Annotated in this window: 8 protein-coding genes; 7 read left to right on the top strand and 1 reads right to left on the bottom strand. The window is 70.9% G+C overall.

Annotated features, from left to right (window positions below; genetic code table 11):
- Positions 1-149 precede the first annotated feature (149 nt).
- Positions 150-1,589, top strand: coding sequence for a glutamine synthetase family protein (locus HUA74_RS10395; RefSeq protein WP_141645137.1), 1,440 nt, complete (start codon positions 150-152; stop codon positions 1,587-1,589).
- Here HUA74_RS10395 and HUA74_RS10390 read toward each other — a convergent pair.
- The gene (locus HUA74_RS10390) at positions 1,586-2,869 is read right to left on the bottom strand and encodes an APC family permease (RefSeq protein ID WP_174454442.1); all 1,284 of its coding nucleotides are present in this window, start codon (positions 2,867-2,869) and stop codon (positions 1,586-1,588) included. The two genes, HUA74_RS10395 and HUA74_RS10390, sit on opposite strands and share 4 nt — an antisense overlap.
- Positions 2,870-3,013: 144 nt before the next feature.
- Between HUA74_RS10390 and HUA74_RS10385 the strand changes: the two genes are divergently transcribed.
- The 6 genes from HUA74_RS10385 (at position 3,014) to HUA74_RS10360 (ending at position 14,123) form a co-directional block, all read left to right on the top strand.
- On the top strand, positions 3,014-4,471 hold the full coding sequence (locus HUA74_RS10385; RefSeq protein WP_174454441.1) for a hypothetical protein: 1,458 nt from the start codon (positions 3,014-3,016) through the stop codon (positions 4,469-4,471).
- Positions 4,472-4,565: 94 nt separating this feature from the next.
- On the top strand, positions 4,566-6,086 hold the full coding sequence (locus HUA74_RS10380; RefSeq protein WP_174454440.1) for a hypothetical protein: 1,521 nt from the start codon (positions 4,566-4,568) through the stop codon (positions 6,084-6,086).
- A gap of 276 nt (positions 6,087-6,362) precedes the next feature.
- On the top strand, positions 6,363-6,854 hold the full coding sequence (locus HUA74_RS10375; RefSeq protein ID WP_174454439.1) for a hypothetical protein: 492 nt from the start codon (positions 6,363-6,365) through the stop codon (positions 6,852-6,854).
- Positions 6,855-6,859: 5 nt separating this feature from the next.
- On the top strand, positions 6,860-7,543 hold the full coding sequence (locus HUA74_RS10370; RefSeq protein WP_174454438.1) for a hypothetical protein: 684 nt from the start codon (positions 6,860-6,862) through the stop codon (positions 7,541-7,543).
- An 80-nt stretch (positions 7,544-7,623) separates the two neighbouring features.
- Complete coding sequence (locus HUA74_RS10365) at positions 7,624-9,459, top strand: sigma 54-interacting transcriptional regulator (protein ID WP_254623665.1); 1,836 nt, start codon at positions 7,624-7,626, stop codon at positions 9,457-9,459.
- The gene (locus HUA74_RS10360) at positions 9,456-14,123 is read left to right on the top strand and encodes an SUMF1/EgtB/PvdO family nonheme iron enzyme (RefSeq protein ID WP_174454437.1); all 4,668 of its coding nucleotides are present in this window, start codon (positions 9,456-9,458) and stop codon (positions 14,121-14,123) included. The genes HUA74_RS10365 and HUA74_RS10360 overlap by 4 nt, the downstream gene beginning before the upstream one ends.
- Positions 14,124-14,145: the final 22 nt, after the last annotated feature.

The raw sequence follows: 14,145 nt of genomic DNA, 5'->3' as shown, positions 1-14,145 counted from the left end.
CAAACGGGCTTTAAACGTTTTTAGACCAAGGATTTAGCCTTCACTCGCCTAAATTTAGGCTTGATTTCCCGTCGCCAAATGTAAATACCTGCGCCCACGGATTCGCTGCCGCCGTTTGACGGCGGGCACCGGCCTGGAGGCACGGACACATGGAGACGAAGGGGCTGCGGACTTTCCTGGAGATTCCCTACGACGAGCTGGAGGAGCGCAACCTCAAGGTGAAGGAGCAGCGCGTCCAGCACGTGGCCGCCGACAAGGTCCGCGAGGAGCGCATCAAGTACCTCACCGACGAGCGCAACCTGAAGGCCGTCACCGTGTGCTTCACCGACCTCGAGGGTCGGCTGCACATGCTGGACTACGACAAGAAGTTCCTGCTCAAGAGCGCCGACAACCTCACGTTCGACGGCTCCTCCATCCGCGGCTTCTCCCAGCAGTCGGAGAGCGACCTGCGGCTGAACATCGACTGGGGCTCCTTCTACTGGCTGCCCTCCGACATCTTCGGGCCCGGCAAGGTGCTGGTGTTCAGCGAAGTGCTGGAGCGCGACGGCAGCCCGTACCACGCGGACATGCGCGGCCAGCTCAAGCGCATCACCGAAGCGCTGTACCAGAAGGACGGCACCGTCTTCCACGCCGCGCCCGAAGTCGAGGGCTTCCTCTTCAAGGGCCGTGACGCCGAGCGCCACTACCACGAGACGGGCAAGTTCGACTTCATCTCCACCGGCGGCTACTACCACTCGCTGCCCGGAGACCCGCTGCGCGCCTTCATCGACAAGGCCGCCGAGGCCCAGCGCGCCATGGGCTTCCAGAACGAGAAGGACCACCCGGAGGTCGCCCCCAGCCAGTTCGAGATGAACTTCTCGTACAGCGAGGCGCTCATCTCCGCGGACCAGATTCAGCTCTACAAGCTCTTGTGCCGCCAGGTCGCAGCCCAGATGGACACCACCGCCAGCTTCCTCCCGAAGCCGGTGACGGGCGTCAACGGCAACGGCATGCACATGAACATGTCGCTGTCGAAGAACAACAAGAACCTGTTCTACGACAAGGCCGGCCAGGACAACCTGAGCCCCATGGGCTGGGAGTTCATCGACCGGCTGCTCACCAACGCCAACGACATCTGCCTGGTCCTCAACTCCAGCGTGAATGCGTACCGCCGCCTGGACCCGCACTACGAGGCCCCGAATCAGATCAAGGCCAGCGCCAACAACCGCGGCGCCATGGTGCGCATCCCCTACGGCAACGAGCGCTCGGCGCGCGTCGAGTGCCGCTCCGTCGCCCCGGACGCCAACCCCTACCTGGTGCTCTACTCCCTGCTCCGCACCGGCCTGGAAGGCCCGCAGCCGCAGGAGGACGCGGAGTCCAAGCGCAGCCGCACCCGCTTCCTGCCGGACAACATCTTCGACGCCATCCGCCTCTTCAAGGGCAGCTCGTTCATCGCCAACATCCTCGGTGAGAACGTGCAGTCCAAGTTCGCGGAGCTGAAGACGGCCTCCGCCGAGCGCTGCCCCAAGCAGCTGGGCGCCCGCGTGAAGACGTCCGAAATCCAGTTCCACCACGAAATCACCAACCAGTACCTCTGGAGCCAGTTCTAGGCCCTCGGCCTGGACAGCCCCAGCAGCACCAGGCCCGCCACCACCGCGACTCCGGTGGTGGCGGCCTCCCGAAGGCTCGCGCCGAACGCCACCAGCGTCAGGCCGAGCCCCAGCGTGGGCACCGCCAATATCGCGTGCACCGGCCGCAGGCCCCGCTGACGCTTCCACGAGAGCCACGCCAGCGCCGCCGCCGTGACGCCGTACTGCATCAGCACGGCGATGCTGGAGAGCGCGAAGAGCTCCGACAGGTTCCCCAGATTGACGAAGAGCAGCACCGCGCCCCACGTGACGGCCAGCGCCCGCAGGGGCACGCCCCGGGGTGACATGCCCTCCAGCCCCAACAGCGACCGGCCTCCCGACGCGAGCGCGGACAGGTAGCGCGGCGTCGTCACCATCATCCCCACGCAGATGCCCAGCGCGGACACGCTGGTGCCCGCCGACACCACCCTTGACAGGCCCGTCCCGCCCCACACGCCCGCCGCCGCGGCCAGGGGCGCGGCGCTCGTCGCGAGCTCCGGCAGCGCCGCGACACACGCCCAGACGAGCCCCACGTACAAGAGCACCGCGCCCAGGAGCGAGCCCACCGTGGCCAGCGGCACGCTGCGCTCCGACGAGCGCACCTGTCCGGCAATCACCGGCACGATTTCAAAGCCCTGGTACGCGAACATCACCGTGAGCCCCGCGCGCAGCCACGCGCCATCCGCGAGCCCCGACGTGGGCGCGATGACGGGCCGGGGCCCGGAGGCGAGTGAGAACGCGATGAGCAGCGCGGCCAGCGGCAGCAGCTTCAGCACCGTGAGCGACGTCCACGTCCGCGCGGAGACCTGGATGCCCGAGGCGACGATGGCCGCGAGCGCCGTCACCAGCGCGGAGGCGAGCAGGCGCTGCCCCACCGGGCCCTCCAACCCCAGCGATGGCGCCACCGCCTGCGACAGTCCCGCCACCACGGCGGCCGTGCTCAGGAACGCGCTGACGTAGGCCACCCAGCCGACGAGGAAGGCGACTCGCTCGCCAAAGGCCGCCCGCGCGAAGACGACGGGCCCCCCATCCGCGTCGAAGCGACGACCGAGCACCGCGAAGGCCAGCGCCACGGGAATCAGCGAGAGCCCCGTGAGCGCGAATGCCAGCACCGCGCCCATGCCCGGCGTGGTCGCGGCGACCTCCGCGGGCGCGAAGAAGATGCCGACACCGACGATGCCGTTGACGCCCAGGGCGAGGAGCTGGAGCGGACCGACCGTCCGTTCCTGAGACGCGACGGAGACAGCGAGGGGAGCGGGCACGGACCGCAGTTCACTACAGCCACGGCCCCGGCACCAACCCACCCCCTCGCGTCTCGATATAGCCGGAGCGCCGGAGCGTTCGGTGTCGAGTGACAGGCGGGCGGCCGGGAGTCGCGAGCGGCCGGGCGCCCATGGAGGCTTCCCATGCGCTGGATGGCGGTGATGCTAGGCCTGGTGTGCTCGGGGTGCGCGGTCCTCTCGCGCGGCCTGGGTGTCCCCATCGACGAGGCGGGCGAGCCCGCGCCGAAAGAGGAGACCGTCTATCTGGTCCCCCTCGCCGATGCGATGGCGATGACACGCAACATCCTCGAGGAGCAGCGCTATGACGTCTTCGAGAAGGAAGGCGGGCTGGAGCTGTTCACCTCCGCCCATGAGCCCGGCAAGGGCAGCGCCGGCTCCCGCAACTTCGAGCGTTATTACGTGAAGGGCGAGAAGCTGGGCGAGCGCAGGACGCTGGTCCGCGTCTTCCGACTCTCCTACAGCGAAATCGACACCGTGGCGGAGACGCCGCCCCTGGCCGCCGGTGTCCGGGAAGAAGCGCACCGGAACGCGGACGGCGTGGACAATCCCTTCAAGAGAGACCCCTTCGCCGGAGCGCCCCAGGTGGAGGGCTATCGCCTGGCGCGCGGCAACCGGGATTTGGGCATCGAGCGCACGCTCCTCCAGCGGCTGGAGATGGTGCCCTCCCTGGAGCTGGTGGGCGGTAACGCCTCCGTGCCCGTGCGCTCGGTGATGATGGAGGAGTGGGCGGAGGAAGCCCCGGCGTCCGCTCCCGAACCCGAGTGCGGCGCGCCCCTGACCGGCACGGACGTGGTGATGACCGCGGGCGCCACGGTGCTGCTCGCGGACCCCCTGGGAACGCGCGAGGTGCCCTCGGCCGCGCTGCGGCTGGTGTGTGACGCGACGGCGAAGGGACTTCCCGTGGTGCTCGGCCTGTCGATTCCCTCCACCGAGCAGGCCCTGCTCGACGCCTACCTGGCCAGCGCCGGACTCGCGAGCGACGCGCAGACGCTCCTGGGCAACGGCTCCTTCTGGCGCCGCGTGTATCAGGATGGTCGCAGCAGCCGCGCCATGCTGTGGCTCATCGAACAGGTGCGCCGCCTGCGCGCCAGCGGCAAGGACGTGTCGCTCGTGGCCTTCGACGCCGACAAGGCGAGCGGCAACGAGCGCGAGGCGTGGATGGCCCGGCACGTGCTCGACTTCCAGCGCCAGCACGCCCCCGCGTGGACGCTGGTGCTCGCCGGAGGCACCCACACGCGCACGCAGAAGGTCGGCTGGGACAGCGACTTCGAGCCGCTGGGCGCACGGCTCGCAGGTCAGCTGCCCTCCGTCCAGGCGCTCGATATCGGCTTCCAGCGCGGCACCCAGTTCTCCTGTCGCTACAGCGTCTGGGAGGACGTGGAGTGCGACGTCTTCGCCATCAGCCCCTCGAAACAGACTCGACACCCCGTGGGCCAGCCCGCGAGCCTGGAGCTGTTCGGCGCGCCCCTTCCGGAGGGATTCCACGGCCGGCTGTATCTGGGCGCGTTGAGTGCGTCGCCGCCCGCACTGCACGCCCAGGCCCGTGCCCCTGTCGACACACCCACGCGGGCGACGCACTGAGCCGTGCGGGAGGCCGCGATATACTCATCCGCCACCGGGCGTTTTGTGTGGGAGTGACGCGCCGGGCATCTCACGCCTGGAACAGGGAGCCAAGATGCGCCGGTACGGACTGCTGCTGGGATTGATGCTCACGGGGTGTGCGTCGCTCACCCGTCCGCTCGGGGCGAACATCAACCCGGAGACCGGCCAGTTCGAAACCCCCGTCGAGGAGACGGTGTACCTGGTGCCCGTCGAGGACGCGATGATGACGGCCCGGCGCATCCTGGAGTCGGAACGCTACGACGTGCTGGAGAAGGACGGCGGACTGGAGCTGTTCTCCTCCGCGCACGAGCCCGGGAAGAACAACAAGAACCTGCGCACCCTCGAGCGCTACTACGTCAAGGGCGAGCGGCTGGGGCCTCGCAAGACGCTCGTCCGCGTCTTCCGGCTCCGCTACAACGAGATGGAGAACGTCGTGGAGCAGGGGCCGCGCGTGGCGGGCTCGATAAACAGGGACCTGCTCTCCGACCAGAGTTCGAACCCCCTGGATGCGCGGCTGGAGGCCTTCCGGACCGAGACCAACGCGCAGGGCTTCCGCCGGCAGGTCGCGCTCGAGGACCCGTTCCCGAACGCGCCGGGCATGGAGCGATTCCGGATGGTGCACGGCGTGCGCGATTTGGGCATCGAGCGGCAGCTCCTCGAGCGGCTGGAGATGGTGCCGGCGCTGGAGCTGGTGGGCGGCAACGCGCCGGTGCCCATGCGCTCGGTGATGATGGAGGGCTGGGGAGAGACGGGCGAAGCGGGCACGGTCCGCGCGGCGGAGTGCGGCGAGCCCGTGGAGGGCGCAAGCCCCCTGCTGGCCGCGGGGCAGGTGCTGTTCGTCGCGGACCCGCTGGGCACCCAGGAGGTGCCGTCCACCGCCTTGCGGATGTTGTGCGAGGCCACGTCGAAGGGGCTGCCGGTGACGCTGGCCCTGTCGGCGCCCATCTCCGAGCAGCCGCTGCTGGAGCGCTACCTCGCCAGTGAGGGCACGTCCGAGGACGCGCAGGAGCTGCTGTCGGAGAGCGCCTTCTGGCGCCGCGTGTACCAGGACGGTCGCAGCAGCCGCGCCATGCTCTGGCTCGTCGAGCAGGTGCGCCGCCTGCGCGTCTCCGGCAAGGACGTGGCCCTGGCCGCCATCGACGGGGAGAAGGTGCAGGGCAACGAGCGCGAGGCGCAGATGGCCAAACACCTGCTCGCCTTCCAGGCCAAGCGCGCCCAGTCCTGGACGCTGGTGCTCACCGGCAGCGTGCATGCGCGCACCGCGAAGGTGGGCTGGGACGGCGACTTCGAGCCGTTCGGCGCGCGCGTGGCCCGGGCCCTGCCCTCGTCCGTGCGCGCCCTGGATGCGGGCTTCAAGCGCGGCACCCAGTTCGCCTGTCGCTACAGCGTCTGGGAGGACGTGGAGTGCAACGTCTTCGCCATCAGCCCGACGAATCAAGCACTGCAGCTCTCCAAGGTGAACGACGGCGTGCAGCTCTTCGACGCCGCGCGGCCGGACGGCTTCCACGGGCGGCTGTACCTGGGCACGCTGAATGCCTCGCCCCCGGCACTGCAGACGCAGAGCAAGGTCGCACAGCTCGACGCCGCGAAGTAGCCCGCGACAACCCCTGTCGTGAGCCTGGAGCCCCGGCGCCCGTAGGTGGCCGGGGCTTCGTCATTCACACCCCGGCAAGATTCGCCGGGGACGGCAAGCCTTGCCGGTCCGAAGACCGCGCCGTGCGGCAACTCCTGCCGGGGGGCGTGTCCCCTCCCTCGAAAGGCGGGCCGACAGGCGCTGGCATCTTCGTTGCTCTTCCCTGTCCCAGCACGCCACCCGGGTTTGCGCATGACGCGACATCTCGGGGGTGGCGCGCAGGACAAGGAAAATCCCATGACGAAGAATACGTTCAAGAAGTCGGTGGCGGCGCTCGCGCTGCTCGGTGCCCTGCCGGCGGTCGCCGGTCCCGCGACCTACGCGGGCGCGCTGTGCACGTCCGTGTCGGGCTTCGCCGCGCCCAGCATCTTCCGCAGCGGCCGGCTCATCAACCAGACGGGCGGCGCCATCGAGGTCGTCTGTCCCGTGCAGCGCAACGTCCTCGCCCCCTCGTTCAACGAGAACGTCTCCTTCCTCATCACCGCGCGAGACCCGCACCTCACCGAGAACGTCTGCTGCACCGCGACGCTGACCGAGCCCGACGGGACGGCCATCACCGCTGACTCCGGCTGCACCGCCGGCGCCGACACCGCCAACCCGAAGACCATCTCGCTGAACCTGGCGACGGCCTTCGCGTCCGTGAACGGCTACATCGCCCTGCGCTGCGAGCTGCCGGGCCCCTACTCCGGCTTCCAGTCCACGCTCTCCAGCTTCTACATCTCGGAGTAGCCACCATGTCCAAGGTCCGCTGGGGAGTCCTGGGGTTGGCTGGAGCCACCGTGGCCGTCGCCGGAGTGTGGAGTCTGAGGGGGGATGTGCCCGTGCAGGGCGCGACACCTCCGGCCGTCGCGGAAGTTCACACCGGACCTCCAGCGGACCTGGAGCAGGAAGTGCGCGCGCTGCGCGCGGAGCTGGAGGCCCTGCGCCGCGCACAGGGCCGCCTGGAGCAGCAGTCCCATGTACCGGCGACGCCTCCGGGGGGGAGCGTCACCGCGAAGGAGGAGGGCTCCGAGGGCCCGGACACCGCGCCCACGAAGGAGGCCGAGCAGGCGGCGCAAGAGCAGCGTCGGCGGGAGCGGGTGATGGAGCTGGATGCGGAGCTGGAGGCCGCCGCGAACACGGAGCCTCGGGACACGCAGTGGGCGGTCCCCACCGAGTCGCTCGTCACCAGGTCTTTTCAGGGCCCGGACTTCACGGGCTCGCGGCTCACCCGCGTGGAGTGCCGCACCCACCTGTGCACGCTGGAGGTGGAGCATGACAACGGTGATGCCCAGGCGGAGCTGTTGACCTCGCTGTTGCGCGTACAGGGCCTGCGGGGGCAGGCCGTCGTACGTCCCCAGAACGAAGGGGGCCGCCGAAGCTCCCGCGTCTACCTCTCCCGGGCGGGAGAGCGTCTGCCCATGACGCTGCGCAAGTGAGCATCCTTCGCTCGGGTCCCAAGCGGCTCCTTGTTTCCTGGGTACCCCTGGGTTGCTCGACTCGACGCGGGCGTGCCAGCATGGACGACCGCTTGATGTCCGCTCCGCCTCCCAGTGCTCGAGACACCCGCCCCATCGGCACCCCCTCGGAGCCTTCCGGGACGGGCGCGGCGTACCTGCTGGTGTTGGAGGGCGAGTCGTCGTGGCGCTTCCCGCTGCCAGCCGAGGGCGTGGTGCTGGTGGGCCGCGACGACAAGGCGGACCTGAAGCTGAAGGACGAGAGCGTGTCGCGCCGTCACGCGCGCATCCTGGTGACGGAAGAGGGCGCGCGGGTGGTGGACCTGGGCAGCCAGAATGGGACGTCCATCAACGGCCGCCAGCTCGAGGATGCGCGGCCGCTGTTGTCGGGGGATGTGCTCTCCTTCGGCGCGGTGGTGGCGGTGGTGCGGGCGAAGCGCCGGCCCATGCCCGCGCGAAGGGCGCTCGACGCGGACCGGTTGATGGGGCAGTTGCGCGAGGAGGTGGAACGCGCGCTGCGCTATGGCCGGCCGCTCACGGTGCTGACGCTCGCGCTGGCCGAGCAGGGCTCCTCCGAGCGCGAGGCGGTGGAGGCGGTGCTGGGCTCGGACGCGGGGCCCGCGGAGGCGGCGGGCTGGCTGGACGGTGAGCACCTGCTGTGGCTGTTGCCCGAGGTGTCGGGAGATCCAGGCGAGGAGGGGATGGGGGAGCGCGTGGAGGCGCTCTTGAGTGCGTGCCCTCGCGCGCGGTTGGGCTCCGCCACGTGTCCGTCGGATGGCTGTGACGCGGAGACGCTGGTGGCCGCGGCGCGCACGGCGGCGCGGACGGCGGCGCCGGGGGGCTTCGCCTCGGCGGCGGAGGACATCACCCGGGTGTCGTTGGGCGAGCGCACGGTGCTGGTGGCGGACCCGGCGATGGCGCAGCTCTACGCGCTTTTGCGCAGGCTGGCCGCGAGCGAGCTGCCGGTGCTGGTGTGCGGAGAGACGGGCGCGGGCAAGGAGAACGCCGCGTTCGCGGTGCATCACTGGTCTCGTCGCGCCTCCGGTCCGTTCGTGCCCGTCAACTGCGCGGCCCTTCCGGAAGGCCTGGTGGAGAGCGAGCTGTTCGGCCACGAGCGCGGCGCGTTCACGGGTGCCACCACGTCGCGCGCGGGGTTGCTGGAGAGCGCGCAGGGCGGCACGGTGTTCCTGGATGAAGTGGGCGAGCTGCCCGCGTCCGCGCAGGCCAAGCTGCTGCGCGCGCTGGAGGTGCGTCGCATCACCCGCGTGGGAGATACGCGGGAGCGGCCCATCGACATCCGCGTGGTGGCCGCCACGCATCGGGATTTGGAGGCGGAAGTCGCGGCGGGGCGCTTCCGGCAGGACCTGTACTTCCGGCTGGGTGCGGCCACGGTGCTGCTGCCTCCCTTGCGGGAGCGGCCTCGCGAGGTGCCCATGCTCGCGCGTGACTTCCTGGAGCGGGCCTGTGTGGCGCTGGGGCGTGGGGAGTTGGAGCTGGCGTCGGGCACGTTGCATGCGCTGTCGCGGCACACCTGGCCGGGCAACGTGCGCGAGCTTCGCAACCTGATGGACTACGTGGCGGCGGCGGTGACGGGCGACGTGGTGGAGCCGCACCACCTGCCGGCGCGCATGTCGAGCGGGCGGACGGTAGCGCAGGCGGAGGTGGTGGAGCCGGAACCGGAGCATGCGCTGGCTCCGGCGCATCGGCCCCGGCTGCCGCTGGCGCAGGAGATTCGGGAGCTGGAGCGACGCAGGATGCAGGAGGCGCTGGAGGCGGCGGAGGGCGTGCAGACGCGCGCGGCGGCGCTCATCGGAATGCCCATCCGGACCTTCTCGTTCAAGCTGAAGCAACTGGGACTGCAACCTCGCTCCGCGCGCCGAGGCACCTCGCCGGAATGAGCGCGCCACCCGGGCTGCTGGAGCCCCCCCGCGAGTTCGAGGAGTACCAGGTGCTGCGCCCCCTGGGGCGTGGCGCCATGGGACAGGTCTTTCTCGCGCGGGACACCTTGTTGGACCGGCTGGTGGCGGTGAAGTTCATCGCGACGCCCGCGGGGCGACTGCCGGACGCGGTGGCGCGCGCGCGGTTCTTCCAGGAGGCGCGGGCGATTGCCCGGCTCCAGCATCCCAACGTGGTGGCCATCCACCGCGTGGGCGAGGTGCGCGGCCAGCCGTATCTCGTGTCGGAGCTCATCCGAGGCGAGCCGCTGGACACGCTGCGGCGTCCGATGGACGGGCGGCAGGTGCTGGTGCTGGGGATTGGACTCGCGCGTGGGCTCGCGGCGGCGCACCGCTGCGGGGTCCTGCACCGCGACATCAAGCCCGCCAACGCCATCCTCTCCGAAGAAGGTGAGGTGAAGCTGCTCGACTTCGGGCTCGCGGAGTCGTGGACGGGCGAAGACGGTCCTCGCGCGCTGGTGTGGACGGGGGGAGCGAGCACAGCGGGTCTTCGAGACGCGCGTGACGCGGGACGAGAGGCGCCGCTCGACACGGGACGGAGAGAGGCACCGCGCGCGACGCGCGACACGGGACAACGAGAGGCACCGCGCGAGACGCTCGACACGGGACGGGGAGCTGGCGGGGAGGACGCGCGTGGGGGCACGGAGCCCGATGTGGAAACGCGCCTGGTGTCACATGTTGGCGGGGGCACCACGCCGAAGGCACAGGTGCAAACGCGTCCCATGACGCCACCTGGCGACGCCACCCCGCTAAACGCGCTGGTGCAGCCCTGGCCCATGACGCCTCCTGGCGACGCCACCTCGCCAACGTCCCGGGTGGAGACGCGTCCCATGGCGCCTCTTGGCGAGAACGCCGCGCCAGGACAGCCAGCGGAGATGCGTCCCATGGCGCCTCCTCGCGAGAACGTCGCGCCAGGGCAGCCAGCAGAGACGCGGCCAGTAGCACCTCTTGGCGAGAACATCGCGCCTGGGCAGCCAGCGCAGAGTCGTCCCGTGGCGCCCCCTGGCGAGGACGCCGCGCCAGGGCAACCAGCGGAGACGCGTCCTATGGCGCCTCCTGGAGAGGACTTCGCGCCAGGACAGCCAGCGGAGACGCGTCCAGTAGGGCCTCCTCGCGAGAACGTCGCGCATGGGCAGCCATCGGAGACGCGCCCGCGGCTCGCCGTTCCGTCAGCGCTGCATTCACAAGATGCTCTCGCGAACGAGCATCCATCAAGCACGTCGCAAGACTCGGCTCCCTCGGCGCACGGAGCACAAAGCGGAGCACCTCGGCCGACGACGGACCATCGCGAGGTCGCGAGCCCTCGCGACGACTCGTCTCCCGGTGGGCCCTGGGACGGAGTGCCCCCCGCGCACCGAGGACCCTCGCCCCTCCCGCTCACCGTGCCCGGCACGCCGCTCTATCTCGCACCCGAACTCTGGCGCGGTGAGCAGGCCAGCCGAGCCAGCGACATCTACGCGATGGGTGTGCTCCTCCACGAGCTGTGCACTGGCACCGCGCCCCACGAAGACGTGCCCCTGTCCGACCTCGGGCGCGCAGTGCTGGAGCAGCGCCCTCGCCTGCTCGTGGAGCAGGACCTCGACCTTCCTCCCGGACTGGCCGCCGTGGTGGACCGCTGCCTCGCCCTGGCCCCCGAGCAACGCTTCGAATCCGGAGACGCGCTGCGAGAGGCCCTGGAGGCCCTGGCCCAGTCCGCTCACACCTCTCCCCTGCCCTCCGGCAATCCCTACCGGGGACTTCGCACCTTCGAGGCCGAGCACCGGGGCGTCTTCTTCGGCCGCAAGGCGGAGCTGGGTGAGGTCCTGGACCGGCTGCGCGGCGAGCGCTTCGTCCTGCTCGCGGGAGACTCGGGCGTCGGCAAGTCGTCGCTGTGTCGCGCCGGAGTGCTGCCCGCCATCGCCAGCGCCGGACGCGGCGACGACAACCCCGCGTGGACCATCGTCTCGTGGACTCCCGGAAGGCACCCACTGGAGGCGCTGGCCGAAGCCCTGGCGCCCGTGCTCGCGGAAGGCCCCGATGCGCTCCTCGCACAGGTGGCCACCGAGGAACCCGGAGCCCTCGCCCGAGCCCTGCGCCGTCGTCCCTCGGGCGCCCCACCGGTGCTCCTCTTCATCGACCAACTCGAGGAGCTCGTCACCTTCTCCGAGCCCACCCAGGCCACGCGGCTCGCCGAGGAGCTGGCCCTGGCGCTGCACCGGGTTCCGCGCATCCGCGTGCTGGCCACCGCGCGCAGTGACTGCCTCACCCGCCTGGTCGCCTTGCCGGGCCTGGGAGACGAGCTTCCCCGCGCGCTCTACCTCGTCCGCGCCCTGTCCGAGCGAGGACTGCGCGAGGCCGTGGAAGGTCCCACCCGCGCACTCGGCGTTCGCTTCGAGTCCCCCGCGTTGGTCGACACACTCGTGACTTCCGCCGCGCGAGCCGACGGCGGACTTCCGCTGTTGCAGTTCGCGCTGGAAGCACTGTGGGAGGCACGCGACGTCGCGCGAGGCACCATTCCCGCCGAGGCGCTGGCGTCACTCGGCGGCGTGGAGGGCGCGCTGGCCCGTCATGCGGACGCGGTGGTGGAGAAGCTCCGACCGGAACAGCGTCCCCGCGCACGGGAGCTGCTGCTGGAGTTGGTCACTCCCGAGGGCACGCGACTGCGCCGCACTCGCGAGGAGTTGCTGCGAGGGCCCGGCGATGACAACGGCCGCGCGGTGCTGGATGGCCTCGTGCGCGGTCGCCTGCTCACGGCGGGCGAGGCCGAGAGCGGCGAGGGTGTCTACACGCTCGCGCACGAAAGCCTGCTCACGGGCTGGGACACGCTGCGCGGCTGGCTGGGTCAGGATGAGCAGCGCCGCGCCATACGGCACCGCCTCGCTCGCGCCGCCACCGAATGGGCACGACTGGGCCAACCTTCCGAGCTGCTCTACGCGGAGCGACAGCTCACCGAGGCGCGCGCCGCCGGAGTGCTTCCCGAGGGAGCAGGCCAGGAGGACTTCCTCGCCCGCTCGCACCAGACGGCCCGTCGTCGCCGGGCCGCACGCTGGACGGTGGCCATCGCGGCGCCGCTCGCGCTACTGGCGGTGGTGGCGGTGACTCGCGTGCAGTCGCGCGCGCAACTGGAAGCCCGCATCGCGCAGCACCTCGACGAAGCACGAAGACACCACGACGATGCCCGCGAGAAGGACGCGACGGCGCGGCGACTGCGCCAGGAGTCCCTCGCCCTCTTCGACACGCCGGGCCCCGAGCGCCGCGAAGCCGCCGAGACGCTGTGGGCGCGCGTCCGAGACGAGGAGCAGGCGGTCGAAACCCTCTCGCTGCGAGCCCAGGCCGCGCTGGAGACGGCCTGGGGCCTGGACCCGGGGAGCCCTCGGGTGAACGAGCCCCTCGCGGACCTGCTCGCGGAGCGCGCGGAGCGTGCCGACCGACAGCGGCAGCCCGAGCTGCGCACTCAACTGCTCACGCGCCTCGCCGCCTACGACACATCGGGCCTGCGACAGCGGAAGCTGGTGGCACCCGCGCGCGTCTCCATCATCACCTCGCCTCCGGGTGCACGGGTGCGGCTGCTGAAGGCCACCCCCGACATCTCTCCAACGAGCGACACGGCGCGGCCCTCGGACTCACCTGCGCCACCGGCATCCTCCGGACAAGACCTGGGACAGACGCCGCTGCGTGAGCTGGAGCTTCCCGCGGGCTCTCATCTGATTCTGGTGGAGGCACCGGGTCACTTCCCCGTGCGAGCCCCCATCCTGGTGCGACCGGGCGAAACCCTCGCCCTGGACCTCGCGCTGCCCGAAGCCTCCGCCGTCCCCGAGGGCTTCGTGTACGTGCCCCCCGGCCGCTTCCTCCAAGGCGCATCCGAGAGCGAATTCCTGCGCCGGGCCTTCTTCTTCTCGCCCCCGCTGCACGAGCTGGAGACCGGCGCCTATCTCATCGCCCGGCACGAGGTGACGTTCGGCCAGTACATCACCTTCCTGGAGACCCTCTCGCCCGAGGAGCGCACCGCGCGCATGCCGGGCTCGCGGCGGCGCCTCACGGTGGTGGACCTGGCCCAGGAGCCGGACGGACGGTGGCGCCTCAACCTGCGGCCGGCCTCCGCCAGCTACAGCGTGCTCAACGGAGAGCGCCTGCGCTACGGCAAGCGAGACCGACGTCTCGAACAGGACTGGCTGCGCTTCCCCGTGTCGGCCATCTCCTTCGTGGACGCGGAGGCCTACGTGGCCTGGCTGGACCACACCGGCCAGGTCCCCGGAGCGCGCATCTGCACGGAGCACGAGTGGGAACGCGCCGCCCGGGGCGCCGACGGACGACGCTACCCGGGGGGCGACTGGCTGTCCCCGGACGACGCCAACCACGACGTGACGTACGGCCGAGAGCCCGGAGGCTTCGGACCCGACGAGGTCGGCAGCCACCCGCGCTCGCGCAGCCCCTTCGGTGTGGACGACCTCGCGGGCAATGTCTGGGAGTGGACCCGCTCCAGCGTGGACCCCACCAAGCCGTCCGCGCAGGGCGGCAGTTGGTACCAGAGCGACCTCACCGCGCACTCCGCCAACCGGGACCGAGTGGAGCCCACGCAGCGCGAGGCCCTCATCGGCCTGCGCGTCTGCGCCACGCCGCGCCCCTGAAACGGCAACCCTCGCCGGACCC

This window comes from Myxococcus sp. CA051A, assembly GCF_013336705.1.
In the GTDB taxonomy this organism is placed as follows: Bacteria; Myxococcota; Myxococcia; order Myxococcales; family Myxococcaceae; genus Myxococcus; species Myxococcus llanfairpwllgwyngyllgogerychwyrndrobwllllantysiliogogogochensis.
The sequence above is the reverse complement of the archived record's forward strand: the minus strand, read 5'-3'. Positions and strand labels throughout refer to the sequence as shown.

What these genes read in the sequence shown, in the direction of transcription:
- HUA74_RS10395 (WP_141645137.1), top strand. Translation starts at nt 150, where the DNA reads ATGGAGACGAAGGGGCTGCGGACTTTCCTGGAGATTCCCTACGACGAG.
- HUA74_RS10370 (WP_174454438.1), top strand. Translation starts at nt 6,860, where the DNA reads ATGTCCAAGGTCCGCTGGGGAGTCCTGGGGTTGGCTGGAGCCACCGTG.
- HUA74_RS10375 (WP_174454439.1), top strand. Translation starts at nt 6,363, where the DNA reads ATGACGAAGAATACGTTCAAGAAGTCGGTGGCGGCGCTCGCGCTGCTC.
- HUA74_RS10365 (WP_254623665.1), top strand. Translation starts at nt 7,624, where the DNA reads ATGGACGACCGCTTGATGTCCGCTCCGCCTCCCAGTGCTCGAGACACC.
- HUA74_RS10385 (WP_174454441.1), top strand. Translation starts at nt 3,014, where the DNA reads ATGCGCTGGATGGCGGTGATGCTAGGCCTGGTGTGCTCGGGGTGCGCG.
- HUA74_RS10360 (WP_174454437.1), top strand. Translation starts at nt 9,456, where the DNA reads ATGAGCGCGCCACCCGGGCTGCTGGAGCCCCCCCGCGAGTTCGAGGAG.
- HUA74_RS10380 (WP_174454440.1), top strand. Translation starts at nt 4,566, where the DNA reads ATGCGCCGGTACGGACTGCTGCTGGGATTGATGCTCACGGGGTGTGCG.